This is a genomic window from Polaromonas sp. Polasp52 (genome assembly GCF_059491565.1).
This window is the reverse complement of the sequence record NZ_CP168513.1, coordinates 2964655-2990326: the sequence shown is the minus strand read 5'-3', so window position 1 is coordinate 2990326 and position 25672 is coordinate 2964655. Positions and strand designations below refer to the sequence as shown.

25 protein-coding genes are annotated in these 25672 nt (G+C 65.0%); 5 read left to right on the top strand and 20 right to left on the bottom strand.

The window, feature by feature from the left end:
- Nucleotides 1-66: 66 nt before the first annotated feature.
- The 7 genes from ACEN9P_RS14010 to speB form a co-directional block, all read right to left on the bottom strand.
- Complete coding sequence (locus ACEN9P_RS14010; protein ID WP_495619592.1) at nucleotides 67-1011, bottom strand: 2-hydroxyacid dehydrogenase; 945 nt, start codon at nucleotides 1009-1011, stop codon at nucleotides 67-69.
- 12 nt (nucleotides 1012-1023) lie between these two features.
- Entirely contained in the window at nucleotides 1024-1779 is a 756-nt protein-coding gene (locus ACEN9P_RS14005) for a class II aldolase/adducin family protein (RefSeq protein ID WP_495619591.1), read from the bottom strand.
- Nucleotide 1780: 1 nt separating this feature from the next.
- A complete protein-coding gene (locus ACEN9P_RS14000) occupies nucleotides 1781-3310 on the bottom strand; it encodes an amino acid ABC transporter permease/ATP-binding protein (protein WP_495619590.1) in 1530 nt (509 codons plus the stop codon).
- A gap of 210 nt (nucleotides 3311-3520) precedes the next feature.
- Nucleotides 3521-4330 (bottom strand): transporter substrate-binding domain-containing protein, encoded by an 810-nt coding sequence (locus tag ACEN9P_RS13995; RefSeq protein WP_495619589.1) that lies wholly within the window; start codon nucleotides 4328-4330, stop codon nucleotides 3521-3523.
- 50 nt (nucleotides 4331-4380) lie between these two features.
- Nucleotides 4381-5445: an isopenicillin N synthase family dioxygenase gene (locus tag ACEN9P_RS13990; RefSeq protein ID WP_477664689.1), complete on the bottom strand. Its 1065-nt coding sequence runs from the start codon at nucleotides 5443-5445 to the stop codon at nucleotides 4381-4383.
- Nucleotides 5426-6325: a sugar phosphate isomerase/epimerase family protein gene (locus tag ACEN9P_RS13985; protein WP_495619588.1), complete on the bottom strand. Its 900-nt coding sequence runs from the start codon at nucleotides 6323-6325 to the stop codon at nucleotides 5426-5428. Before ACEN9P_RS13985 ends, ACEN9P_RS13990 begins: the two co-directional genes overlap by 20 nt.
- A gap of 13 nt (nucleotides 6326-6338) precedes the next feature.
- Complete coding sequence (gene speB, locus ACEN9P_RS13980; RefSeq protein ID WP_477664687.1) at nucleotides 6339-7292, bottom strand: agmatinase; 954 nt, start codon at nucleotides 7290-7292, stop codon at nucleotides 6339-6341.
- A gap of 133 nt (nucleotides 7293-7425) precedes the next feature.
- Here speB and ACEN9P_RS13975 point away from each other — a divergent pair, with 133 nt between their 5' ends.
- From ACEN9P_RS13975 to ACEN9P_RS13965, 3 genes are all read left to right on the top strand, one after another.
- Entirely contained in the window at nucleotides 7426-8304 is an 879-nt protein-coding gene (locus ACEN9P_RS13975) for a LysR family transcriptional regulator (RefSeq protein ID WP_477664686.1), read from the top strand.
- 135 nt (nucleotides 8305-8439) lie between these two features.
- On the top strand, nucleotides 8440-8781 hold the full coding sequence (locus ACEN9P_RS13970) for a hypothetical protein (protein WP_477664685.1): 342 nt from the start codon (nucleotides 8440-8442) through the stop codon (nucleotides 8779-8781).
- A 112-nt stretch (nucleotides 8782-8893) separates the two neighbouring features.
- Complete coding sequence (locus ACEN9P_RS13965; RefSeq protein ID WP_495619587.1) at nucleotides 8894-9628, top strand: ABC transporter substrate-binding protein; 735 nt, start codon at nucleotides 8894-8896, stop codon at nucleotides 9626-9628.
- Here the strand turns inward: ACEN9P_RS13965 and ACEN9P_RS13960 are convergent.
- The 5 genes from ACEN9P_RS13960 to ACEN9P_RS13940 all read right to left on the bottom strand — a co-directional run bounded on the left by ACEN9P_RS13960 (nucleotide 9625) and on the right by ACEN9P_RS13940 (nucleotide 16610).
- Entirely contained in the window at nucleotides 9625-12054 is a 2430-nt protein-coding gene (locus tag ACEN9P_RS13960) for a glycoside hydrolase family 31 protein (protein ID WP_495622182.1), read from the bottom strand. The genes ACEN9P_RS13965 and ACEN9P_RS13960 overlap by 4 nt on opposite strands.
- A 32-nt stretch (nucleotides 12055-12086) precedes the next feature.
- Nucleotides 12087-13088 carry an ABC transporter ATP-binding protein gene (locus ACEN9P_RS13955; protein ID WP_477664683.1) on the bottom strand — a complete coding sequence of 334 codons (1002 nt, stop codon included), beginning with the start codon at nucleotides 13086-13088 and terminating at the stop codon, nucleotides 12087-12089.
- A gap of 15 nt (nucleotides 13089-13103) precedes the next feature.
- Nucleotides 13104-14159, bottom strand: a complete 1056-nt coding sequence (locus tag ACEN9P_RS13950) for a carbohydrate ABC transporter permease (protein ID WP_495619586.1) — start codon at nucleotides 14157-14159, stop codon at nucleotides 13104-13106.
- A gap of 21 nt (nucleotides 14160-14180) precedes the next feature.
- Nucleotides 14181-15170, bottom strand: a complete 990-nt coding sequence (locus ACEN9P_RS13945) for a carbohydrate ABC transporter permease (RefSeq protein WP_477661617.1) — start codon at nucleotides 15168-15170, stop codon at nucleotides 14181-14183.
- Between the two features lie 144 nt (nucleotides 15171-15314).
- Nucleotides 15315-16610: an ABC transporter substrate-binding protein gene (locus ACEN9P_RS13940; RefSeq protein ID WP_477661616.1), complete on the bottom strand. Its 1296-nt coding sequence runs from the start codon at nucleotides 16608-16610 to the stop codon at nucleotides 15315-15317.
- Between the two features lie 397 nt (nucleotides 16611-17007).
- Here ACEN9P_RS13940 and ACEN9P_RS13935 point away from each other — a divergent pair, with 397 nt between their 5' ends.
- Nucleotides 17008-18036, top strand: coding sequence for a LacI family DNA-binding transcriptional regulator (locus tag ACEN9P_RS13935; protein WP_495619585.1), 1029 nt, complete (start codon nucleotides 17008-17010; stop codon nucleotides 18034-18036).
- A 26-nt stretch (nucleotides 18037-18062) separates the two neighbouring features.
- Here the strand turns inward: ACEN9P_RS13935 and ACEN9P_RS13930 are convergent, their stop codons facing one another.
- From ACEN9P_RS13930 to ACEN9P_RS13895, 8 genes are all read right to left on the bottom strand, one after another.
- On the bottom strand, nucleotides 18063-19085 hold the full coding sequence (locus tag ACEN9P_RS13930; protein ID WP_495619584.1) for a hypothetical protein: 1023 nt from the start codon (nucleotides 19083-19085) through the stop codon (nucleotides 18063-18065).
- Nucleotides 19082-20077 (bottom strand): hypothetical protein, encoded by a 996-nt coding sequence (locus tag ACEN9P_RS13925; protein ID WP_495619583.1) that lies wholly within the window; start codon nucleotides 20075-20077, stop codon nucleotides 19082-19084. Before ACEN9P_RS13925 ends, ACEN9P_RS13930 begins: the two co-directional genes overlap by 4 nt.
- Nucleotides 20078-20257: 180 nt before the next feature.
- The gene (locus ACEN9P_RS13920) at nucleotides 20258-20419 is read right to left on the bottom strand and encodes a hypothetical protein (protein ID WP_007863796.1); all 162 of its coding nucleotides are present in this window, start codon (nucleotides 20417-20419) and stop codon (nucleotides 20258-20260) included.
- Between the two features lie 74 nt (nucleotides 20420-20493).
- The gene (locus ACEN9P_RS13915) at nucleotides 20494-21327 is read right to left on the bottom strand and encodes an amidohydrolase family protein (RefSeq protein WP_495619582.1); all 834 of its coding nucleotides are present in this window, start codon (nucleotides 21325-21327) and stop codon (nucleotides 20494-20496) included.
- Nucleotides 21328-21330: 3 nt separating this feature from the next.
- Complete coding sequence (locus tag ACEN9P_RS13910) at nucleotides 21331-22359, bottom strand: tripartite tricarboxylate transporter substrate binding protein (protein WP_495619581.1); 1029 nt, start codon at nucleotides 22357-22359, stop codon at nucleotides 21331-21333.
- Nucleotides 22360-22405: 46 nt separating this feature from the next.
- The gene (locus tag ACEN9P_RS13905) at nucleotides 22406-23146 is read right to left on the bottom strand and encodes a GntR family transcriptional regulator (protein WP_477661610.1); all 741 of its coding nucleotides are present in this window, start codon (nucleotides 23144-23146) and stop codon (nucleotides 22406-22408) included.
- Between the two features lie 152 nt (nucleotides 23147-23298).
- Complete coding sequence (locus ACEN9P_RS13900; RefSeq protein ID WP_477661609.1) at nucleotides 23299-24261, bottom strand: Bug family tripartite tricarboxylate transporter substrate binding protein; 963 nt, start codon at nucleotides 24259-24261, stop codon at nucleotides 23299-23301.
- Nucleotides 24262-24454: 193 nt separating this feature from the next.
- Nucleotides 24455-25045, bottom strand: coding sequence for a TetR/AcrR family transcriptional regulator (locus ACEN9P_RS13895; protein ID WP_477661608.1), 591 nt, complete (start codon nucleotides 25043-25045; stop codon nucleotides 24455-24457).
- 102 nt (nucleotides 25046-25147) lie between these two features.
- On the opposite strand from ACEN9P_RS13895, the gene ACEN9P_RS13890 reads away from it, so the two are divergent.
- Nucleotides 25148-25657, top strand: a complete 510-nt coding sequence (locus ACEN9P_RS13890) for a DinB family protein (protein ID WP_495619580.1) — start codon at nucleotides 25148-25150, stop codon at nucleotides 25655-25657.
- The last annotated feature ends 15 nt before the right edge of the window (nucleotides 25658-25672 follow it).

Sequence of the window (25672 nt, the reverse complement as noted above, 5' to 3'; positions counted from 1 at the left end):
GCATCAGAGTAAAGCCATCATTGTCATTGCGGTTCTCCCAAACTCGCTTTTACAGATTACTCGCTGCTAATAACCCACGCTACGGTCCACGGCATTTAGCACCGGCCGGCCGCTGCGCACGCGCTGCAGGTTGTCCAGGATCTGGCCAACGATGGCCGCCGGCTGCGCGGCCGAAGCCATGTGCGGCGTGACCACCACCCGTGGGTGCTTCCATAGCGGGTTCGATGCCGGCAACGGTTCCTGGGCAAATACATCGAGCACCGCACCGCGCAGATGGCCTTGGTCCAGCGCCTGCAGCAGGTCCTCGACCACCAAATGCTCGCCCCGGCCGCAATGCACCAGCGCCGCACCGGGTTTCATGGCCTGCAAGAACTCGCGGTTCAACAGCCCGCGGGTGGCGTCGGTCAGCGGCAGCAGGCAGACCAGCACATCGGGCTCGCGCAGGAAAGCCTTCAGCGTCTGCGGTCCCGCATAAGCAGTGACACCGTCGATGGCGTGCGCCGAGCGCGACCAGCCGCTGACGGCAAAACCCTGGGCCCGCAGCACCCGGGCCACGTGGCTGCCCAGTACACCCAGGCCCAGCAGCCCTACATGGGTTTGGCCGGCGGCTTTTTGTGCCGGCATCTTCCACAGGCGCTGCGCCTGCTGCTGCTGCGCCTGGTCCAGCGCACGGTGGTAGTACAGCACGGCCCACAGCACGTACTCGGCCATGCCGGCGGCCAGGCCGGGGTCCACGATGCGGCAGACCGGCACCTCGGGACGCGGCTGGGCCGGGCCTAGAACATGGTCAACCCCGGCGGCAATCGACGAGGCCAGGCGCAGATTCGGCAGGCTGCGCATCAAACCGGCGGGCGGATACCAGCCGGCCACGGCCTCGACATCGACGGGATCGGGCATGTCGGGCCACAGGCGTACCTGCAGGCCGGGCACGCAGCGCGCGGCCTCGTGCTGGAAGAGCGTGTGCAGGTCGCTCAGGTCATCGGTGGCACTACAGAGCAGCAGGGTCGGCATGCAGGTACAGGGTCAATCGCGGTAAGAGGGATCGATGCGGTCCAGCCGGCGCAGCCAGGCCTGCCAGAGGACCTGGCGCTCGTGCTCCACGCTCTGCAGCTGCTCGCAGGCGTGCTGGCTCAGGTGCGCGGGGATTTCGGTGACCGGGCCGGCGGTGGCGGCCATCTGGCTGGCCGCCATCTGGATCTCGCAGGCGCGGTTCAGGTAGAACATGATGCAGAACGCGTCGGCCACGGTACTACCCACCGACAACAGGCCATGGTGCCGCAGCAGCAAGGCGATGTTCGCGCCCAGCGACTGCTGGATGCGCTCGCGCTCGCCCAGGTCAAACGCCACGCCCTCGTAGGCATGCACGCCCACACGCTGGTAGAACTCGGCGCTGATCTGGTTCAGCTGCAGCAACCCGCCCTGGCAGGCCGCCACCGCCATGCCGGCCAGGGTGTGGGTGTGCAGCACGCAGTGCGCGTCGTCGCGCGCCATGTGCACGGCGCTGTGGATGGTGAAGCCGGCCACGTTGTAATCGGAGCCACCCGACACCACGCGGCCGCGCATGTCCACCACCAGCAGGTCGCTGGCGCGCACTTCCTCAAACAGCAGGCCGAAGGGGTTGATCAGGAAGCGGTCGTCTTGCGGCGCCGCGCCGTCCGCGCGCGGCAGCCGCACCGAGAAGTGGGTGTACAGCGTGTCGTCCCAGCCGAACAGTGCGGCCAGGCGATAAGCGGCCGCCAGGTCGCGGCGCAGAGTGGCTTCATCAGAGCTAGGGCTCATGTCAGGATTCCAATCCCATGAATCGACGCACGCGCTGCGTTGTACCATCCGGCGCGTCGGGTTGTTGTATCTGCCGCGGCGCGGCGTCGAGCTGGATCAGGCCGTTCTCCATGAACAGCACACGGTCGGAGATCGCCAGCGCGAAGTCCATTTCGTGGGTCACGATGACCATGGTCATGCCCTCTTGCGCCAGGTCCTGGATCACCTTCAGCACCTCGCCGACCAGTTCGGGGTCGAGGGCCGAGGTCGGCTCGTCGAACAGCATCACGTCGGGCGACATGGCCAGCGCACGGGCAATCGCCACGCGCTGCTGCTGGCCGCCGGACAGCTGGTGCGGGTATTTGTGCTGGTGCGCCAGCAGGCCCACCTTGTCAAGCAGCTGCTGGGCCCGGGCCTGGCGCTGCCCGGCATCCGCGGGCTGGCCGTGGTAGCACGGCGCCAGCAGCACGTTGCCCAGCACGCTCAGGTGCGGGAACAGGTTGAAGCTCTGGAAGGCCATGCCGATGCGGCGGATGCCCTTGCGCACCCGGCTGCTGTCCAGGGACTCGTGGGCGTGGATGTGGCTTTCGCCGAACAGGATGATCTCGCCCTGGTCGATCTTCTCCAGCGCGTTGATGGTGCGGATCAGCGAGGTTTTCCCCGAGCCGGACGGGCCGATGATGGAGATCACCTGGCCTGCGCCAACCTGCAAACTGACGCCCTTGAGCACCTGGTGCGCACCGTAGGCCTTGTGGATGTTGCGCAGCTCCAGCGCGGCCGGCTGGCCGGGCGCCGCAACCACCGGGCGTATCGCCGCCGGGCCGCCGAGACGGCTGCGCAGGCTGGCGCAGGTCGCATCGTCCAAAGTGGTGGGGCGGCGCAGCTGCAGGTCCAGGCGCTTTTCCAGCCAGCCCAGTAGCGTGCTGAATACGGTGACCAGCATCACGTAATACACCGCCACGCCCAGCAGGGTTTCCATCACCAGGAAATTTTGCGAATACAGCCGCAAGCCGGTCATCAGGAGCTCGGGCAACGAAATCACCGAGACCAGCGAGGTCAGCTTGATGATGGTGACGAATTCGTTGATCAGCGTGGGCAGCGCAATGCGAAACGCCTGCGGCACCACGATCAGCCGCATCGCGCCAAAGCGGCCCAAGGCCAGCGCCCGGCCTGCCTCGCGCTGGCCGCGCGCCACCGACAGCAGGCCGCCGCGGTGAATTTCCGCCATGTAGGCGGCCTCGGTCAGCACCATGGCAACCAGGCCGGCAAAGAAGGGTTCGCCTATCACGCTGCGGCTTGCCGGAAAGATCTGCGGCAGGTTGAACACCACCACCACCACCACCAGCAGCGGCACGCTGCGGAACAGCCAGATATAAACCCCCGCCAATGCACGGATCCAGCGCGTGGTGGAAATGCGGGCGCAGGCCAGGAAGAAACCCAGCACCAGGCCCAGCGTCCAGGCCAGTGAGCCCAGTTGCACCACGGTCACGCACGCCCGCCAGAAAATCCCCATGGAGAACAAGGACCAAAAATACGACCAATCTAGATCCATGCGGACGCTCCAGGAGGCAAAACTATCGAAAAGGCGCGGCAGCGCCACGCCCTCGCGTGTTGACTTGCTTGACAACGGCTCCCCAGGCGCGGGCAGGCAGGATGCCCCCTCCCGCAGAAGCCGTGGAACCGGCTTCGCCGGGCCACGGGTATCGCTCCGTGCAAGAGGGCAGGCGAAAGATGCGCAGCACTGCAGCCTGGGGGTGAGACCTTACTTTGCCGCGATCGGCTCAAGGTCGTACTTCTTGACCAGGGCCGCGTACTCGCCGCTGGCTTTCACGGCGGCCAGAGCTTTCTCAAACGCCTGGTACAGGGCCGTGTTGCCTTTCTTCACGTAGATGCCCAGGGTTTGCGGATACACCAGGCCCGTCGAGCTGATGGCGATGCGGCCCTTGCTGCGCTCTGCAAGCATCTTCGCGGCACCGGCGATTTCCAGCTGCGCCTGGACGTTCTTGGACAGCAGGGCTTGCGACACCTCGGGCGCGGTGGGGAACTCGCTCACCGCCACGGCGGGCTTGCCGTTCGGCACGCAGTATTCGGCGGACAGCTTTTTCAGCGCGGCAACCCAGCTGGTGCCCTGCTGCAGGCCCACTTTGAGGCCGCACAACTCCTGCTCGGTCTTGGGTGCGACGCCGCCGTCCTTGGCCACCATGATGGACGCGCCGGTGCGGGCATAGGCGATGGCATCGGCCTGGGCGGTGCGCTCCGGGGTGATGTACATGCCGGAGATCACCGTGTCGAACTGGCCGCTGCCCAGGCCGAGAATCAGGCTGGGAAACTTGGTGTCCACGAAGGCGGGCTTGGTCTTCATCTCGCGGCCCAGCATTTCGGCCATATCGGGGTCGAAGCCCACCACCTTGTCGCCTTGCCAGGATTCAAATGGAGGATAGGTGATCTCCATGCCGACCTTGATCTGGCCGGGCACGATGGTTTGGGCGAACGCGGCTGCCGGCAGCAAGGCCGCCAGTGCGACAGCCAGCAGGCTGCGGTTGAGGGACGCGGTACGGATGGTTTTCATCATGGTAGCTAACTCCTGGGGTGGGTGGACGAACAAGGGGAACGAAAAAGGGTTCAGGCGCCGGCCTGGGACTTCAGGTGGCCGAAGCTGTTCGGCTTCAGCGCGCCGTCGGGCAACGCAATCTCACCGGCCTGCAGCTTGCGTTTGAGGTAGGTGTAGGTCTGCTGGGCTTGCGAATACATGTGCTCGCCGATCGACAGCTCGCTGTAACGGGTGGTCGCGGCGCCATTCGCAAACTGCGGCAGCGGCCGGATGCGGGTGTGGTAATCGCAGGCGAAGAACAGCGGGAAGGAATAGCGCTCATGCTGCACCTTGCGGACACGGTGCGAGGTGGCGGGGAACGCGCCGGCGGTCATCACTTCCAGCATGTCGCCGATGTTGATCACGAAAGCCTCTTCACCGTTTGGGCCGGCTTCGGCATACGGCGGCGCATCGATCCATGCGCCCTGGTCGTTCAGCACCTCCAGGCCCGGCTGGTCGGCCAGCAGCAGGGTGAAGCACTCGTAGTCGGTATGCGCGCCTATGCCGGGGGCGTCGACGGCCTCGGTGTCCACCGGGTAGTGGATCAGCCGCAACTTGGACGGCGGGCAGGTCACCAGGGCCTCGAACGCGTCTTCGGGCTGGCCCAGCGACAAGGCAAAACCACGGAACAGCTGGCGGCCGAGCGCGAACACGGCCGCGTAGTAGCCGGCCACGGCGGCTTTGAATCCGGGCAGATCCGGCCACTTGTTGTTGCCGATCAGCGGTGTGCCGGCCAGTACCAGCGGGTGGTCATCCGGCGCCTCGAAGCCGATGTCAAACGCCTCCTTGTGGTCGGGCCGGCCTTTGGAATACACCTCTTCGCCCTCGGGCACATAGCCTTTATGGCCCCAGGATTCACCGATGTAGTAGCGCATCTTCCACTCCATCCGCTGCGCGAACAGGGTGCGGCTGGCCTGGCGCAGGCCGGCGATCAGCCCGGCATCGATGCCGTGGCCGACGACGTAGAAAAAGCCCACATCGCGGGCTGCCGCACCGAGTGCGTCGGCCACCGCCTGGCGTTGCGCCAGGCTGTCGCTAAAGAGGCCGCGGATGTTGATCACGGGCAAGGCCGTGAAATTACGTTGTCCGGGTTGCATGGTCAGGGTCCTGCCGTGGTGTGAGGTTGAGACAGAGGTGGTGTTGCGACCAGCGTTCGAAATGCCGCCGTTCTTCCAGCGCCATCCAGCGATTCACCTGCCACAGGTCCGCCACCGGGCTGCGGGTGTAGGGCAGCAGATGCATGTAGCCGTCGGGGCCGAACTCGGGGGTCAGCGTGGTGGTGGCGTAGCCCTTGCGCAGCTGCAGCGCCCAGACCGACTCCCAGATGCGTTGGTGGAACGCCAGCTCGGCGGCGTATTCGGGCGCGGCCGGATCGGGCACCTGCGGGCCCTGGGCGTAGGCCACGCGGGCCTGAACATGGTGCACGCGCTCCAGGAACGGCGTCAGGTCGTCCAGCGGGTCGTCCAGCAGGCGCTCGCACACCACCACCCAGTGGCTGATGTCGGCCGTGTACTGCAGCTGCGGCAGCTGGCGAACGATGTCCAGCGTGACCCAGGGGCTGTACAGCGAGCTTGCGCGGTGGGTTTCAAAAGTGCAGGCGATGCCCGCGGCATCGGCCAGGGCCTGGGTCCGGCCCAGAAATTCCACCTGCGCCGCCAGCGGCCAGCGGTCGTTGCCGGCCAGCAGGTTGACGAAACGGGGAGCCAGTTCCGCCGCGGCATCGAAGGCCCGTGCCAGGTGCCGTAAATGCACCTGCGGCCCGTCTTGCTGGCGCGGAATCACATCGGCGCCGCTGAACACGGTGGCGATGTAGTCCAGCGCTTCGGCCTGCAGGCTGCCACGCAGCGCGCGCCGCGCCGGTGCATCCATCGGCAGGCGGGCTTCCAGGCCGGCGCAACCGGCTTCGCGCAGCTGGGCCACGCACGCGGCCATATCGCCTTGCGCACCCCAGGTAGAGCGGAATATCTTGAGTTCCATGGACAAAGAGCTGTTAGCGGTACGCCACGCCGGGCAGTACACACAGCATTTCGTAAAGCAAGTTCGCTGCCAGCTGGGAGGTATTGCCGCTGAGGTCATACGGCGGCGACACCTCGACCAGGTCACAGCCGACGATGTTCATGCCACGGCAGCCGCGCACGATTTCCAGCGCCTGGATGGCGGTCAGGCCGCCGACCTCGGGTGTACCGGTGCCGGGTGCCCAGGCGGGGTCTATGCCGTCGATGTCAAATGTGAGGTACACCGGCCTGTCGCCGATCTGGGCCCGCGCCTCGGCCATCAGCGGCGCCAGCGACTGGTACCAGCATTGCTCGGCCTGCACCAGGCGAAAGCCCTGGTCCACGCCCCACTGGAAGTCGCCGCTCGCATAGCCTTGCGCGCGCTGGCCGATCTGGACCACGCGGCCGCAGTCCAGCAAGCCCTCTTCCACCGCACGCCGGAAGGTGGTGCCGTGGGCGATTTTTTCACCGAACATGTCGTCGTTGGTGTCGGTATGGGCGTCCACATGCACCAGGGCCACGGGGCCGTGCTTGCGCGCGATGGCCCGCAGAATCGGCAGGGTGATGGTGTGGTCGCCGCCCAGGGTCATGGGCACCACCGGGTACTGCATCAGCCGGGTATAGCTGTCCTCGATGATGCGCACCGACTCCAGCAGGTTGTAGGTATTGATGGCCACGTCGCCGATGTCCGCCACGGCCAGGGAATCGAAGGGGGCGGCGCCCGTGGCCATGTTGTAGGGCCGGATCATCACGGACTCGGCCCGGATCTGGCGCGGCCCGAAGCGGGTGCCGGCGCGCAGCGAGGTACCAATGTCCAGGGGCACGCCGATAAAGGCCGCATCCAGGCCCTCGGCCGTCTCCATGGCGGGCAGCCGCATCATGGTGGCGCGGCCGGCAAACCGGGGCATCTCGTTGCCGCTTTGGGGTTGGTACAGAACTTTGGACACCATGCATCGGCCTTTTCATGTGGCAGCTCGCCTGCGTGCTGCGATGGGTCGAACTTTAGCCAGTCTGGGTTATGAAAAAATAGCAGTAACCAAATAATCAGTTTTAGAATTTCATAACTAAATACAAGGTTGTCCCATGGCACAAAGCGCTGACCTCAAGCTGTTGCGGATTTTTGCGGCCGTGGCCCGCCACCAGGGTTTTGCCCGGGCGCAGCAGGAGTTGAACCTCACCACCTCGGCCATCAGCACCTATATGGCCCAGCTGGAAAGTGATGTCGGCTTCTCGCTGTGCCGGCGCGGCCGTGGCGGCTTTGCGCTGACGGCCAAGGGTGAGCTGCTGCTGTCGGAAACCCTGCGCGTGCTGGGCGAACTGGACAGCTTTGAGCTCTACACCCGGTCGCTCAAGGGCGAGCTCGGCGGTACGCTGAAGATGGGCGTGCTCGACACCACGGTGACCGATGCCTCGCTGCCGCTGGCCCAGGCGATAGGGGTGTTTTCCGGCAAGTACCCGGGCATGCACCTGAGCCTGATGATCCGCAGCCCCTATGAGCTGCAGAAGGGCCTCCTCGACAACGAACTCGACATCGCCGTGGGCTTCTTCCCCGCCAAAGCCAATGGCCTCGTCTATCAGCCGCTCTACCGCGAGCAGCAATGGCTGTACTGCAGCGACCGGCATCCCTGCTTTACACAGAAGAAACTGCTGCCCGCGGTGGTTTCCGAACTCAACGTGGTGAGCCGCAGCTACTGGAGCCAGACCGAGCTGGGCCGGCATGGCTTCAAGCGCAGCGTGGCCACGGTGGAGAGCATGGAAGCCCAGCTGATCCTGATACTGTCGGGCGGTTACATCGGCTATCTGCCGGAGCACTATGCCCAGTCCTGGGTCGAGCAGGGCCGGCTGAAGGTGCTGCTGCCCGCCGAGTTTGGCTACCAGTCGCAGTTCTCTCTGGCCTTGCGCCGGGGCCGCAGCCGCGAACTGCCGCTGCAGGCCATGCGCGAGCTGCTGCAAAAGCTTTAGCTGCCTGCAGCGGTATATCGGCCCGATTGGACACGGCTTCGCCGGGCTCAAGGCCTCGATGCAAGACCCCTGGCGCGCTTTTGATGCAAAGATGGGGACAGACTTCAGCGCGAATCAACACCTATGCACAAAACCATGATTTCCATGATCGCCGCGTCCATCGCCGCTGCGGCGCTCCTGGCTTTCTGGATCAAGCGCGAGCACAAGCCGGAAGAGGCCATCGCCGCGACCCGAGCCTACATCGAAGGCGTGGACACCGCCCCCGGCTGGAAAGCCCGGCTGCGCGGCTGTATCAACCCGAGCTCGTTCACACCCTTCCAGACCTATGGCAACCGCCTTCGCCGCCTGGCGGGCAAGCAGGACCCGGACCCGCCAGAAGTCACCGTGGATTTTTTTGATTGCTCGGTTCGCTTCTACCTGCGCAAGCAGAGCTCAGGGGCCTGGCAGGTCTACAAGGTTCAGAGCCATGCGGGCTAGGGCCTGTGCCTTTTAATCCAGTCGACCTGCTGGCGTGCGGACACTCCTCCAGCACACGGCACAATCCGAAGAAAATCACCAACATCCTCGCCACCTGAAAAAGGAAACCTCGATGGCCACCAACGCCTCGCTTGCCAAGCTGTTCGCGCCAACCGGAACGCTGCGCGCCTCCATCAACCTGGGCAACCCCATCCTGGCCAATGCCGACCCGGCCACGGGCGCGCCTTTCGGTGTGTCCATAGACCTGGCGAAAGCCTTTGCGCAGCGGCTGGGCGTGCCCCTGGAGCTGGTGGTGCTGGATACCGCGGCCAAGTCCGTGCAGGCGGTGAACGAGGAGCGTGCCGATTTCGGTTTTTTTGCGATCGACCCGGTGCGCGGCAAGGAGATCGCCTTCACCGCGCCCTATGTGCTGATCGAGGGCTGCTACCTGGTGCGCGAAGACTCTCCGTTAAGCGCAAACGAAGAGGTGGACAAAGCCGGCCGCCGCGTCGCGGTGGGCCTGGGCAGCGCTTACGACCTGTTCCTGACCCGGGAACTCAAGCACGCCGAAATCGTCAGGGCGCCAAGCTCACCGACCACAGTGGCCACTTTTGTGGAGCAGAACCTGGATGTCGCGGCCGGCGTCAAGCAACAGCTGGAAGCCGATGCCCGGCAGAGGGGTGGATTGCGTTTGCTGCCGGGCCACTTCATGGTGATACGGCAGGCCATGGGCGTGCCCAAGACGCGCGGCGAAGCGGCCGCCGATGCGCTGCGCGCTTTTGTCGAGCAAATGAAAGCCAGCGGTTTTGTGGCCGAGGCCCTGGCGCGCCACGGCATAGAGGGCGCCGCGGTCGCGCCACCGGGCTAGAGCTTTAGCGTCAGCCGCCGCCAGGCGCCTTCCTGCTGGTCCTGTGCGAGTACCCCACCGGCAAAGCTGAGCTTGCGTTGCTCGGCGGCGGGCAGCAACAAGACCAGGGTGTCCTGAGCCGGCGGCCGTTGGCCTTCGCGAGAGACCGTGACGTGCAGGCTTTGCGAGCCGGACTCAACACGCAAGCGCCACTGCCCATAAGCCCCGCTGCGCCAGGCCTGGCTATGGCCGTCGTCTTCAAAACAGCTGGCCTCAAAACTGCCCTCGCCTCGCTGCGGAAAGACCTGGAAGCCGCGCACATCCTGCGCGTTCGCGAAATGGACCTCGCCAAGGTTGAGCGGTATGGCGCAGCCTTCGCGCGCGAGCAAGGGGGGTGGACCGTCCAGCGGCGCCTCCAGCGTGATCGATTGGCCGGCATCAAAGCGCCGCGCCGTGTGCACTTCGTACCAGCCCCCGGTGCCTGGCAGCCACACGGGGCGCCGCGTCTGGCCGGGCTCGACCACCGAGGCCACCAGCAAGTTGGCGCCCAGCAGCATGTCGTCGTTTTCTTCCAGGCAGCGCGCGTCTTCGGGGAAGTCGTGGTAGGTCGGGCGGATGATGGGCTCGTAGGCGCTGTGGTAACGCCACACCAGGTCGTAAAGGTAGGGCATGAGCCGGTAGCGCAGGCCTATCAGCGCGCGCACCTGGGGCGTGGCCTCGGGGTACATCCAGGGTTCGTTGACGGTCTTGTCGTCGTTCCAGGAGTGGATGCTGAAGCGCGGCAAAAAGATGCCGTGCTGCACCCAGCGCAGCAGCAGCTCGGGCCCGGGCGCGGGTCCGGAGAAGCCGCCTATGTCATGCCCGGTGTTGGACACGCCCGACATCGCGAGACCCAGGCCCATGCGGATGTTGTAGCGCAGCGTCTCCCAGGCCGTGTAGTTGTCGCCCGACCAGGTCTGCACATAACGCTGCATGCCGGCGGCGCCTGAGCGCGACACCAGGTAGGGCCGCTCGGCGGGCGCGAACTCGGACTGCGCGGCGTGCGAGGCCTGCATCATCAGCAGGGTCTGCAGCGGGCGCACCTCGCGCGCGGGCCGCGGCGCGCCAAAGCCGTGGGCCAGCGCCTTGTCGCTCCAGATCTCGTATTCGTTGTTGTCGTTCCAGGTGGCCGGAATGCCGTATTGCAGCAGCTGTTCGGTGACCTGTTTCTTCCACCAGGCAATCGTCTTGGGATTGGTGAAGTCGAGGTAGGCGCCGGTGCCGTCCCAGAACTGGATGGCGGTGGGCTGGCCGTCCGGGTCCTGCACCAGCAGGCCGGCCTGCCGGGCTTCCTCGAAGCGCGGGTGGTTGCCGAGCAGCGCGGGCTTGATGTTGGGCACCAGGCGCACGCCGCGGTCGAGGTAGCTCTGCACAAAGCGCGCGGGGTCGGGGAATTTGTCGCGGTTCCAGTGGAACACATAGCGCCCCCCGCCTATGGAGGTATAGCCCGAGGACAGGTGAAAGGAGTCGCAGGGAATGTCGTGTTCCTCGCAACGCTCGAGGAATTCGCCCATGCGCTCCTGCGCATTGGGCGCGTCGGTGTAGCTCATGGTCGAGCCCGAATAACCCAGCGCGTAGCGCGGCGGGAAGATGGGCCGGCCGGTGAGCCAGGTGTAGCGGCGCGTGATGGCGGCCGGGCCGTCGCCGGCGATGTAATACAGGTCGAGGTCGCCGTGGTCGGCCACGAAGTAGCGGTAGTGGCCGTGGTAGTTGTCCATCTCGCGGCCCATGTCGAAGCTGCAGTCGGACAAGGTGTCGTAAAACAGGCCGTAGCAAAGGCCCGCATCCTTCTCGCCGCCATCACCTGGTTTTCGCGTGATGTAGAAGGGGATGTGTTTGTACAGCGGGTCGGTGCTGCGCGCGCTGTAGCCCATGGGGTCCAGGTTGCACATGCGGTAGCGCTGGCCGGCGCGGTTGGCGTCGCCGGCGCGCTCGCCCAGGCCGAAGTAGGCCTCGCCGCGCTCGCGCTGCAAATAGTGGTAGACCTTCTCGTCCCACCAGCCGAAGTTGTAGCTCTGGGTCGGGCGGTCGGCGGCGCTGGCCTGCCAGCGGCCCTGGTGCCGGCTTTCCCAATTGCAGAAGAAGCCCTTGAGCGTGATGCTCAGGCGCACGGCGGCGGTGCTGATGCGCAGCTGCGTGCCGTCCTGCTCAAGCTCGCACTCAAAGGCGGGCAACGAAAAGCCGCTCACGTCAAACCGGTCGCGGCCTTCGGCGGGCAGGTTCTCCAGGCCGGGCGCCACCGTCCAGCTGCGCGGCATTTGCAGTTGGCCTTGCGGCAGCAGCATCACGCGCACGATGTCTTCTTCAAGCACCCAGATGTGGGCCACGGCGGCGCCGTCGCTGCCCAGCACAAGGTGGTTACCGCTGCGGGATTGCAGGGCGAATACGGGGGGATGGTCCAGGCGCATGGCGGGCGTGTCGTGTGGGATGGGCATGGCGCTCACAGGCGCAGGCCGTTCTGGTCGAAATAATGCAGCTGCTCCGCGGGTGCGCTCACGCGCACGGTGTCGCCGCGCTTGATGCTTGTCTGGCCGCTCAGGATCAGCTCGAAAGGCGCGCCGTCCACCACCGTGCCGTGCAGGATGCTGGTGCTGCCCAGTTGCTCGACCTGCGACACCGCCAGTTGCAGCGGGCCGTCGTCCGCCAGTCGCGCGTGCTCGGGCCTGATGCCCACGGTCTGGGCGCCGGCCTTGGCGCCGGGCATTTCGGCCGCCGGCACGAAGTTCATGCGCGGGCTGCCGATAAAGCCGGCCACAAACTGGTTGCAGGGCCGGTTGTACAGTTCCAGCGGCGAGCCGACCTGCTCGATGCGGCCGGCGCGCAGCACCACGATCTTGTCGGCCATGGTCATGGCCTCGACCTGGTCGTGGGTCACATAAATCATGGTCGCGCCCAGGCGGGCGTGCAGGTCGCGGATTTCGGCGCGCATGGAGACGCGCAGCTCGGCATCAAGGTTGGACAGCGGCTCGTCAAACAAAAACAGCTTGGGCTCGCGCACGATGGAGCGGCCTATGGCCACGCGCTGGCGCTGGCCGCCGGAAAGCTGGGTCGGCTTGCGCTGCAGCAGCGGCGTGAGCTGCAGCAGGGCGGCGGCAGCGCTGACCTTGCTTTCGATGACTGGCTTGGCCACGCCCAGGTTCTCCAGGCCGAAGGCCATGTTGTCGTAAACGCTCATGTGCGGATATAGCGCATAGGACTGGAACACCATGGAGCAGCCGCGGTGGGCGGCGCTGACCTCGTTGACGCGCTGGCCGTCTATGCGGATGTCGCCGCTGCTGGCCGGCTCCAGCCCCGAGATGATGCGCAGCAGCGTGGATTTGCCGCAGCCCGAGGGGCCGACGAAGACCACAAATTCACCGTCGGAGACGGCCAGGTCCACACCATGGATGATGGTGGCTTTGTCGAAGGTTTTGACGACGTTGGCGAGTTCAAGAGTGGCCACGGGAGAGTCCTCGGTTTATTTGACGCCGGCGCTGGCAATGCCGGTCGCGATGTATTTCTGCAGGAAGGCAAAGACCAGGGTGATCGGAATCAGCGTGATCACGGTCATCGCCAGCAGGTAGTGCCACTGCGTGTTGAGTTCGCCCTGGAAGGCGTTGAGCGCGAGCTGCAGGGTGAAGTGCTCCGATTTGGACAGCACGATCAGCGGCCAGAGGAAATCGTTCCAGCGCCACATGAAGGAGAAGATGGCCAGCACTGCCATGGCCGGCGCGGCCAGCGGCAGGATGATCTTCCAATAGATGCGCCATTCGCTGGCGTTGTCCATGCGCGCGGCCTCCAGCAGCTCGTCGGGAATGGTCAGCATGTACTGGCGCAGCAGGAACACGCCGGTGGGCGTGGCCACCGCGGGCAGGATCACGCCCCAGAGGTTGTTGAGCAGGTTGAGCTCCGAGATCACCAGGAAGGCCGGCACCAGGATGATGGTGGGCGGAATCATCAGCGTGGCGATGATCAGCACGAACACCGTTTTCTGCCCGGTGAACTGGTACTTGGACAGCGCAAAGGCCGCCATGGAGTTGAACAGCAGCGTGAGCAGGGTGGCCACCACGGTGATGAACACGCTGTTCCACAAATAGGTGCCGAAGGCGAACTTGCCGAAGATTTCGGTGTAGTTGCTGCCGGCGAATTTGAGTTCGTTGACCGGCTTGCGGTCGTTGATGTTGACGCGCAACTCGGTCTGCGGCGCCGCGGGGTCGACCATGGTGGCGACCAAGCCTATGCGCCGCACCTGGGCCAGCTCGCGGGTCTTGCCCTGCTCATCCTTAGCCTGATACAACGGCAGCGGTTTGTCGTAGCCGGCCACCACCACTTCCTTCTGGGTGTAGGGCAAAAAGGTGGGCGGGAACTGGCTCAGCGCGCTTTCGGTCTTGAAGGACGACATCACCAGCCAGAGCACCGGGCCGAACATCACGATCAGGCCGGCCAGCAGGTAGGCGTAGGAAACCCAGTCGGTCCAATGCAGGCTGGTGCCACCGTATTTATGGCCCTTGGTGCGGGTAAAGAAATTTGCCATGACCCTTGTCCTGTTCTCTGCTTATTTCTTTGTCTTGCCGGCTTCGCTGGCCTTGGACAGCCGCAGCTGCGCAAGCGTCAGGGCCATCAGGCCGGCGGCCAGGATCAGCGAGGCTGCTGCCGCCAGGCCGTAGAGGTGGATCTGCTCGGCAAAGCCGGTCTGGTAGATGTACTGCACGATGAAGGTGGTGGCCGAGCCCGGGCCGCCGCCGGTGAGCACAAAGACCTCGTCAAAGCTTTGCACCGCGCGGATCATCACCAGCACCAGCACCACGATCAGGTTGGGCATGAGCAGCGGCAGCGTGATGCGCCTGAGCACGCGCCAGGGCGGCGCGGCGTCCATCTCGGCGGCTTCATAGACATCCTTCGGAATGGCCTGCAGACCGGCCAGCAGGATCAGCGTGTAAAAACCCATGTGGGCCCAGATCGACACCACCACCACCCAGAAGAAGGCCCAGTGCCTGTCCAGCAGCCAGTCCATGGGCGAGCCGCCCATGGCCACCAGGCCCGCATTGAACACGCCCTGGCTTTGCAGCAGCCATTTCCAGATCAGCGCCACCACCACCGGCGACAACAACACCGGGTAGAAGAACACGCCACGCCAGAAACCGCGGCCTATGATTTTTCGGTTCAGCACCAGGGCCGTGGCCAGCGAAAAGAACACCATCAAGGCCACCTGGATCAGGCTGAACTTGACCGTGTTGGCAATGGATCGCCAGAAGATGTCGGTGCGGCAGGTCTGCAGGTCCGCATAGTCGCGGCATTCCAGCAGGATGGCGAAATTCTCCAGCCCGGTGAAGGGCCGCTGCGTGGGCAGCAGGTTCACCCCGCCGGTCACCGCATACACCAGGTTCACCACAATCGGCAAAAAGGTGAAGATGCTGATGATCACCAGGTTGGGCCCGACAAAAAGCCAGCCTATGCGCGATGCGCCCAGCCATTTCTGGCCCAGCCGGAAGACCGGCTCGAACAGGTTGAACAAAAAGCCCAGAAAGGCCGAGAAGATTGACATACCGACTCCGATCTACTGTCCCAAGGGCACTCGCTACGCCCCGGCCTTATGCCAGTGACAGCGCGGAACCGGCTTTGCCGGGCCGCAGCTGTCGCCCCCTGCAAGGGGGAGGCGCGCACGCAGTGCGCGCCACGGGGGTGTGCTCTACTTCTCGGCTTGTTTGACCGCCTCGGCCATGTCGGTGCCGATCTTGGTCACGGCTTCGTCCACGCTGATCTCCCCCACGATGGCCTGGGTGACGCGGGTCACGGTCGGCAGCATCAGGGCGCGGTTGTACTTGTAGCCTTGCAGCGCGTAGGCCGGGGCCGCGATGGTGCCGGTGCCGTTGGTAAAGACGGTGAGCGCCGCCTTGGCGGCCGGGCCCGCACTGGTGTACGCCAGGCCTCGCTTGGCCACCCCGGTGTGGGCTGGAATGGTATTGGTGCGCGATGCGAATTCAGCGACGTTGGCCTCCTGCGCCATGAAGTCCAGGAAACGGCCCACCTCTTTCGGGGACTTGGTGGTTTTCAGCGCCACCCAGGCCGCGCCGCCGGGCATGCCCGAGCAGGCGGCGGGACCGCAAGGGTTGGGCACGGCGACCCAGTCGAAGGCATTGCCGATTTCCTTTTGCATGCGGTTGATCTGCCAGGAACCCGACAGGATCATCACCACACGGCCGTTTTTGAATTCACCCACCGCATCGGCATAGCTGGAGCCGCCCGAGCCGCCCCAGACGTCCTTGAGCATGGTGCCGTCCTTGTGCCAGCCGACGAACTTGCCCACGGCGGTCTTGTAGCCCGCGTCAACCGTGAGGTTGCCCTTGGCGTCGAAGATCTTCGCGCCGTAGCTGACGGCGGGGCCCGCGAAGCGGTGGCCCGAGCGGTCCCAGGCCATGGCGGCCGGGGTCTGCGTGGCCTTGGCCACCTTGCGCGCCGCATCGGCCCACTCTTCCCAGGTGGCCTTGGGGCCGGGCATGGGCACCTTGGCCTGCTCGAACAAGGTCTTGTTGACGAAGGGGCCGGTCATGGTCATTTGCGACAGGAAACCGTAAATGCCCTTGTCGCCCGCCTTGTTGCGCATCCAGGGCAGGGTGCTGCCGAAGTTGTCTTCCCAGTACTTGCGGTCCTTCACATAGGCACTGATGTCGATGTAGTTCTTCGACAGGCCGCCGATCTCGGCGACACGCGCGATGTCGGGCCCCTGGCCGGCCGCGAGCTGCACGGGCAACTGCTCAACCACGGTCTTGTAGGGCACCACGTCGAGGATCACCTTGGCGCCGGCGTTCTGGGCTTCATAACGCTTGATGAGGTCGGCCGTGACATCACATTCATTGCCGTCCTGGTAGCACATGACACGGATGTCGGCGAAAGCGCTGGTGGCCAGCGTGGCAACGGCGGCGCCCAGGAGGCCGGCGCGCATGGCGTGCCTGGCGAGGGAACGGAGCTGGAAGTTCATGGTCATGGTTGTCTCTTTCTGGAAAAAAAGAAGGTGGGCCGATCGGTCGTCGGCTTCAGGAATGCGCGTCGGCTGCCGGCGATGTGAAAACCATGTCGTCCTGTGCCGTGGGTTTGCGATTATTGGGAGCTTTGGAGTATTATGGCAAACGTTTGCCAACGCTTGGCAATCGTTTGCCATACTTGTCAGTCGCGGTTTTCTCGGTTATATGTTGTTGATGGCACGCACCGATCGCGCCGCCGGTCGGCCACCCGCCGTCGCCCCTTGTTTTCACACAATACGCCCCATCGATGCTTCGCTTTCCACTCGCCGGACTCCCGCCTCGCCATCCGCCTGTCCGGCCTTCGCGCCAACCTGACATTCGCTGCGGCGTCCAGACCCGGCAGGCCTGCCGCCCGCAGCGATGACCGACGACACCCCGCGCAGGCGCAAGGGCGTCGGCCCGGTTTCGCTGAGCGAAGTCGCCGTGCAGGCCGGCGTCTCCATCTCCACCGTCTCGCGCATCGTGAACGGCGAGACCCGGCGGGCTTCGCCGGAGACGCTGGCGCGCGTGCGCGAGGCGATCAAGACCGTGGGCTACCACCCGAACCAGCTGGGGCGCGCGCTACGCAGCCGTGAGAGCCGCCTGGTCGCGATGCTGGCCGCCAACCTCGACAACCCGGTGATGGCCACGCTGGCCGCCTCCACCGAGGCCGCGCTGCGCCAGGCCGGCTACACGATGATCCTGTGCGACACGCACGACCGGCCGGAGCTGCAGGACGACTATCTCAACGCCATGCGTTCGCAGGTCGTGCAGGGCTACGTGATGGTCGCGGCGCAGCCCAGTGACGGCCTGCGCGACTTCGTGGAGCGCGGTGCGCCCATGGTCTTCGTGAGCCGGCGCAGCCCGTTCGGCACCTGCGCCTTCGTGGGGCCGGACAACCTGGCGGCCGGCGGCGCCGCCGCGGACTACCTGCTCGACCGCGGCATCGATGCGCCGGCCGTGGTATTTCCGTCGCGCGGATCGTCCACGACCCGGGAACGCGTGCAGGGCTTCTGCGAGCGGGCCGTCGCCAGGGGCTTGTCGGCCGACCGGATCCGCCGGGTGGAGGCCCCCGGCATCTCGCACCTGGAAATCGGCTACGCCGCCGCGGCCCAGTTCGCGGCGCCCGGTGGCTGGCCGCGCGGCGCGATGTGCATCAGCGACCAGGTCGCCTATGGGCTGCACCGCGTGGCCCGCGAGAGCGGAATCCGGGTGCCCGGCGACTGCGAGCTGGTCGGCATCGACGGCAACCCGATCAATGCCTGGCTCGCCCCGTGGCTCACCTCGGTCGAAATTCCGCACCAGGATTTCGGACCGGTCATCGTCGACCTGATGCTAAGCCTCTGGGGCGGCGCAGCGCCACGCGAACGCCTCATGCCGCACCGCATGGCGGCTGCGCTCGAGCGCTGAAACCGGCCAGGCCCGCGCCGGCTGCGTCACGCGCCGGGTTTAGGTCTTTTCCAGATCACGCCGTCCACCAGGTAGTGATGGAAATTCACGGTGAAATGCAGGATGAACACGGTGGGCAGGCCCAGCCAGACCAATTGCTGGCCGGCCACCGACAGCGCCTGGTACATCACTGCACCCAGCACCAGGCATACGGCCAGGTATTTGCCCGCGTTTTTCAAGGGCTTCACCAGGCGCTGAAGATCCTGGGTATCGATAGGCCCCTGCGCATTACGCCGGACATTTTGCAGCCAGACAAACAGCAGGTATTGCAGGTTGTGCCAGATATTGACCACCAGCCACCCTGACGTGATGTCCGTGACCCACAGGTAGGCCACGCTGATGACAAGCAGGTGCGATGCCACAAACAGGCTGTGTCCCACGTTAAGCCGCCCCGCCAGCGCAAGGCGTATCTGCCGATATGCCCACCATGCGCCGGCAAGGATGGCGACTATGCCTGTTGCGTCGGCCAACGCAGCGTTAACAGGCGGAAGATAGATGGGATATCCATAGAAAAAGTCGGGGGCCGCTGCACACCGATGCATCAAACCCCACAGGGGAAAGAGATAGATCAGGCTTTCCGACAAACGATCAGGGCCCGCCGCTTGCGGGTCGGCCCTTCTGTACGCCCTTGAAATACCGAAGGACTGCCGGGTGACATGGTAGGTCTGGGCAATGAAATACAGGGTGAACAGGCCACCCAGCTCATAGGCCAGCGCGACCATCGTGACCAGAACCAGCACGATGGGCGGCAAAGCAAAAACCAGGAACCAGTGCTTTTTGACGCGGGCTTTGTCAAACCCGATCCGGGTATAGGTGGCAATGACGTGAGGGCTGGCGAACAACCAGACATCCACCAACACCACCGCCACAAACATCGCCGGTGAGATCATGGCCAAAGCGCCCAGGACCAGCGCGATGCCTACTGTGCCGAAGAGGAACAGCCCGTCAAACCACGGTCCGTAGAGAAGCGGGCCGTGATTGGCCGGGCCAACCAGCAAGCGCAGACTCATGTCGGAGGAAGAGGAGGCGGCAGCGGTGAGCCCGGTGGAACAAGTTTTGCTTGCCGTGTGAACTGTGTTCTTGGCCGAAGATAGCGCAGCGTAGCCGCCTCGGTTCGATCGTATGCGCTGTTGAGGCCAGACTCAAACCGCGAAGCCAGCGTCAGCCTGCCGGACATTGCAGACAGACCAGCGGGCGGCAATGTTTGGTAAGGGTTATACACCGGCTTAGTTTCGCAAGGGTAGCAAAGGCCGTCGGCATCAAACTGGCTCGAAATTCGAATGGCGTAGGCCACCCCATCGGGTTTATCGCTGTCAATCGGGAATGAGAATGCCAAGACGGAGTCAGAAGCATCAGCGGCAGGATTGCTGTCGCGCAGCAGAATGAACCCGGAATCCGTGAAGGAACGAACCAATTCACGCTTCAAATCCGGCAATTTGACCTTGACGTAGGAGTTGTCGTAACCCGGGCGATTTCGCTCCCCGCTCCACATGTTTTTGTAATCAAACCCGTGTTGAGGATCCAGGTAGTTCAGCGACTTGTTTTTAATGGACGCATACGCTTGATCGATGTCCTGGTAAAGCCGGCTGGTCAGATCGTACTGGGCCATCCACGGCAGTTTCGCTATGTTGCCCTCGTTCCGTATCCCGCCCCACCGCAAAAAGCAGTTCATGCATTTGTTATTGACAACGGTGCCGTCGACTTTGAATTCAAAAATCACGGTGTCGGATTTGCCGTTCTTATCGATGGGATAGGAGAACTCAAAGGCCGTGGCGCCGTCGGCGTCTTTTCTGGCGCCCAGCGGGGAAAAGTTGAACCCCGAGAATGAAGCGACCAGTATCTGGTTCAAATCCTTCACGCTGATGTTCCGGTAGATCGCCACGGGAAATGTATGTGTGGTTCTTGTCTCTACCGCTGCCATGCGGTTTGTCACCGGCTGGCCGCTTGAAATGGAAAACCATCCGCACCCCAGGACCAGGAGCACCGCAATTCTGGACAACATTCTTGAATTCCCCCCGATGACGTATGGAGTGATTAGAAATCAAGCCGGGCTGCCGTCAAGGGGCGTTTTTACGATGAGTCCAGGCTTTTTTCTAAATTTCTCACCTATTGGGCATGAAAAAAGCGCCTGAAAAGGCGCTTTTTTCATGGATGCGACCTGGGCCGCATCAACAGAACCGGCTCAACCCTGGTGAGGACGCTTGCCTGGGTTCTTTTTGCTGCGGGTGTGCGAACCGCGCTCCAGGCTGATCTTCTGGCCGCGGCCGGTGGTGATGGTGTAGCCCTTGGGAGGGACTGGCTTTGGGGCGCAGATGTCGGCTTCGACTCTGATTTTCTTGGGCATGGAGAACTCCGGTTAAAAATGGCGTAGCCCGTGATTTTAAGCCACTCCGGGCTCCGGGCCGCTGCAGGGGGCGATCAGCCGTACAGGGCGGCCGGCGCCAGCTCCCTGGCACATTGCTTCTGGACCGCCGTCAGCGCGCGCGACACGGGCTCCCAGGTACTGGCATAGGCCGGCAGCGCGTCGGGCGCGAAGGCGGTATGCGGCCAGTCGGAGCCCCAGACCAGGCGACGGCCGAACAGCGCCGCCATTCGCCGGATCACGTCATAAAGCGCCTCATACGGCGCCTGCGCGCCCAGGCGGTACCAGCCCGAAAGCTTGACCCAGGCGTCCTGGGCGGTGAGCTGCTCCAGCGCGCGCCAGGCCGGGTGGCCGGGCGCTATCCCCGCGTGCATGCCCGCCAGGTGGTCCAGCACCGCGGGCACCGGGTGGGCGGCATGCAGGGCGGCGATCGCCGGCAGGTCCTCGGGCGAGGCATACCACTGCACATGCCAGCCCAGCGCGCGCAGGCGCGGCGCCAGGGCCTGGAAACGCTCCATCGCGCCGCTCTGCGCCGCTTTCAGGCTGTCGCCGACGGGCGATACCAGGTTAAAGCGCACACCGCGCACCCCCAGCGCATGCATGGCGGCCAGCGCCGCGTCGTCCACCGAGGGCGGCAGCACCACCACGCCGCGGTGCCGCCCCCGGCCGGCGCGCAGCGCGTCGAGCAGCACGCTGTTGTCGGTGCCGTAGACGCTGGGCTGCACCAGCACCAGGTGGCCGAAGCCGTAGGCCTGGGCCAGTTGCTCAATGTCGGCCAGCGGCCGGTGCACAGGACGGTAATGGCCCGCGGCCACGGGCGCTTGCGCATCGAACACATGGACATGGCTGTCCCAGCCGGGCGCCACCGGTGCTATCGCTGCATGCCGCATGTCTTAGCCTGCGGTGATCTTGCGGTCTTTGATGATGCGGCCCCACTTGAGCTGCTGGGCCTTGAGGAAGGCCACGGTCAGCGCTTCGGGGCCGTCGGGGAAGACTTCGCCGCTCAGGCTGCGAATACGGCCCAGCACCTCGGGGTCGGCCATGGTCTTACGGATGGCCGCGACCAGCGCGGCCTTCGATTTGGCGTCTATGCCGGCGGGGGCCAGCACCGGGTTCCACTCGAGCACCTCGTAGGCCGGCACGCCGGCTTCTTCCATGGTCGGCATGTCGGGCAGCGAGCGCGTGCGGCGTCGGCTGGTCACCGCCAGCGGGCGCAGCCGGCCCGACTGGATCTGCCCCAGCGACGAGGCCACGTTGGCGAAGAACAGTGGCACCTGGCCGGCCATCACATCGTTCATGGCCGGGCCGCCGCCGCGGTACGGCACGTGCACCAGCTTGACGCCGGCCAGGTCCTCGAACAGCGCGCCGGCCAAATGCTGGGCCGAGCCGTTGCCCGAGGAGGCATAGGCGATCTGCCCGGGTTTGGCCTTGGCCAGGCGTATCAGGTCCTTGACGCTTTTGGCTTCAAAGCCGGGCGTGCAGACCAGCACATTGGGAAACTGCGCCAGCACGGCCAGCGGCGCGAAGGCCGTGTCGACGTCGTAAGGCAGCTTGGGATACAGCGCGGGATTGACCGCGAAGGACGAGGCATCGACCAGCAGTTGCGTGCCGTCGGGCGTGGCGCGCGCCACCTGGGTGGCGGCGATCTGGCCGCCGGCGCCGGGTTTGTTGTCCACCAGCACGGGCTGGCCCAGGAACTCCGCCAGGCGCGGCGCGATCAGGCGCGCCATCAGGTCGGCGCCGCCGCCCGCGGCATAAGACACGACCAGCGTGATCGGCTTGCCGCCGGCGATCTGGCCGGCCGCGCTGGCGGCAAAAGCCCAGGGTGCGGCGACGGCCGCGCCGGTGGCCTGCAGCATGAGGCGGCGCGAGCGGTTCAACGGCCGGGCCGCGGTTGCGGGGTGATGGGGTTTGGCTGGCATGGTTTCTCCGGTGTCAGGGATGGTTCAGGGACGTGCAAGAACGTGTTCAGGTGATGGTGACGGTGTAGTGAAAGGCATGGGCGTCGCCGCGCGTGTGGCGCACTTCCACGCAGCGGCCGGCCAGGTCGTAGGCGCTGCGCGTGACCAGCGCGCAGGGGTGGCCGGCCGACAGGGCCAGGTGCCTGGCCTGCGCCGCGGTCAGCACGCCGAAGGCAATTTCATCGACCGCACGGGCCACGTGCACGCCGCAGCGCTCGGCGAACATCGGGTAGAGCAAATCGCCCCAGGCGGCGGTATCGCCCTCGGCGAGCCCGGCGAACAAGGCCAGCGGCAGCCAGATTTCCTCATAAACACAGGGCTGGCCCGACAGCGAACGCACACGCTGCAGGCGCAGCGCGGTGTCGCCGCGCGCCAGGCCCAGGCGGCGCGCCACCTCGGCGGGCGCGAGCAGCAGCTGGCGCGACACGATGCGCGAGACCGGCACCTCGCCCGTGCCCTCGCCGAAGCGAAAGAAACGCATCATGGTGCCGCCCGTCAAGCCGGCGCGCACAAAAGTGCCGCGGCCGTGGATGCGTTCAATCAGGCCCTGGCCGGCCAGCAGTTCCAGCGCGCGGCGCAGTGTGCCCAGCGCCACGCCGTGCTCGGCGGCCAGGGTCTGCTCGGCCGGCAGCGCGCTGCCCGGCGGCCATTCGCCCGCCACCACGCGCGCTCGCAAGGCGGCGGCCAGCGCGGCATAGCGGCTTTGGCCCGGCTCGGCGGGCACCACGGTCAGGAGAGGTGCGCTCATGATTGATCTAGTCCTATAGATGACTAGATCATGTCATGCGCCTTGGCTTTCGCCTCCTAGGGTTTTCACGTAGCGATTGGAGCCTGCCCGAAAAAAAAGCGGCGCCCTGATGGACGCCGCCTTATGCAGGAAGCAAGCCTTGAAAAAAGCGCTTATTCGATGGTCGCGCCGGAAGCCTGCACGATGCTCTTCCATTTCACATAGTCGGTCTTGAGCAGGCTGGAGAACTGCTCGGGCGTCATGTTCTGCACCTCGGCGCCCTGGGCGTGGATGGCGGCCTTCATGTCGGCCGTGGCCAGCAGCTTGTTGACCTCGGCATTGACGGTGGCCACGATGTCCTTGGGCGTGCCGGCCGGCATGAAGAGGCCGTACCAGGTGCTGACGTCAAAGTCCTTGTAGCCCAGCTCGGCCACGGTGGGCACCTCGGGCAGCGAGGTGCTGCGGCGCGCCGAGGTGACGGCCAGCGGGCGCAGCTTGCCCGACTTGATCTGGGCGATGGCCGAGGGCAGCGAGGACACCATCAGGTCCACATTGCCAGCCAGCACGTCCATCATGGCCGGGTTGGAGCCCTTGTAGGGCACGTGGCGCAGCTTGATGTTGGCGGCGCTGTTGAAAATTTCGCCGGCCAGGTGGATGGTGGTGCCGTTGCCGGGCGAGCCGTAGGTGACGCTGTCGGGCGCGGCCTTGGCGGCAGCCACCACGTCGGCCAGGGTCTTGAAGCGCGACTGCACGCCCGTGACGATGACCACCGGCGTGTAGGCCACGTGGGCCACGGCCACGAGGTCCTTGGTCGGGTCGTAGCTCAGGTTTTTGTAGAGCCAGGGCGCGACGACCAGGTTGTCCTTCTGGCCCATGACCATGTCGTAGCCCGTGGGCGCGGCGCGCACGGCTTCGGCAATGCCTATGGTGCCGCCCGCGCCGCCGCGGTTGTCGGGAATCACCGTCCACTTGCTGGCCTCCGTGAGTTTGGTGGCCACCAGGCGCGACAGGATGTCGGTGCCGCCGCCGGGCGGGAAAGGCACGATCAGGCGGATGGGCTTGGTGGGATAACTCTGGGCCTGCGCGGCACAGAGCACGAACGCGAGGGCAAGAAAGGACAGGATTTTGCGAAGCATGGGGGAAGGTCTCCAGATGGGGCTTGCAAGCATAAGGCCAATGATGGGCGCCCCGCGTGCAGCCGGTTTTTGACCCTCGATTTTATTCGCCGACCTGTCTATACAAGGCCTGGATGGGCCGTGATCCGCGGGGGCCGGCCTCGCGGCCGGCGATGGGCCCGTGGCAATTCGCCGTTTCCAGTGCAACAGCGGCCTATGTCACATGACCTTGCGGGATCAGGTATGAGCGAATCATGGCCACGATTTCGCGCTTCAGCTCCGGTGATTTCAATGCCCCCCTGCGGGCAGCGTTGTGGATCACGCCTTCCACCGCCGAGGAAAGCACCTGCACCATGACCTCGGTCACCAAGCCCTCCCCGCGGCCGGACATGGCAACAATCGCTCGATAGCGCTCCAGGTACTCGGACTCGAACGCGCGATGCGCGGCTCCTCCGGCGTCGCCGGGCACCTCGTCCAGCAACACCCGATGGAGCGCCGGATGAAGACTGTGCGCCGCAACCATGCCGTCCACAAGATCATCAATCAGCTGGTCCAGCGACACGCCCTGCCCGGCCTTTCGCAGCACCCCCAGCACGTCGTCCAGGTGATGGCGCCGGATGGCATCTACCAACACCAGTTTGTCGGGGAAATATTGGTAAATGGAGCCAATGCTGACGCCGGCGACCTCGGCCACCTCGTTCGTCGTGAAGCCGGCCCAGCCCCGGTCGGCCAGAACGCGAGCCCCGGCCCGAACGATGACCTCCACCGTAGCCCGGGAACGCGCTTGGCGCGGCTCTTTGCGCATCGATGACCGTGCCGCTGAAATGCGAGTAGACACGTGACCCCATTCCCATGAATATGTGTACATGGTACTCACATTTCTCGAACGACAAAGGACACCTTCAACATGAGCGCTATCGCATTGCTGCGGACCCTTTTTAGCTACCGCGCCTGGGCCAATGCCGAGTTCCTGGACAAGATGAAGGGCTTCGATGCCAAGCTGCATGCCGAAGACCAGCAGGCCGCCCTGCGGCTGCTCAACCACAACTACATCGTTGACCGGATATTCGCGGCGCATCTCGTCGGTGCTCCGCACAACTTTGCCGCAGACAACACGCCGGACACACCCACACTCGAAGACCTGCGCCAGGCGCTGACGGCTTCCGACCGCTGGTACCTGAACTACCTGGAAACCGCCACGCCTGAACTGTTGTCCGAATCCGTGCCCTTTGTGTTCACCGACGGGGACCAAGGGTGCATGTCACGCGAGGAAATTCTGACCCACCTTGTCATCCATAGTGGCTACCATCGCGGCGAGATCGGACGCATCATGTCGCGGCTCGCAATCAGCATCCCATGGGACACCTTCGCGGTATACCTGCACCAGACCGACCCGTCGCGCCGGTTGAAGGCGTAAGACGAGCCGATCAAG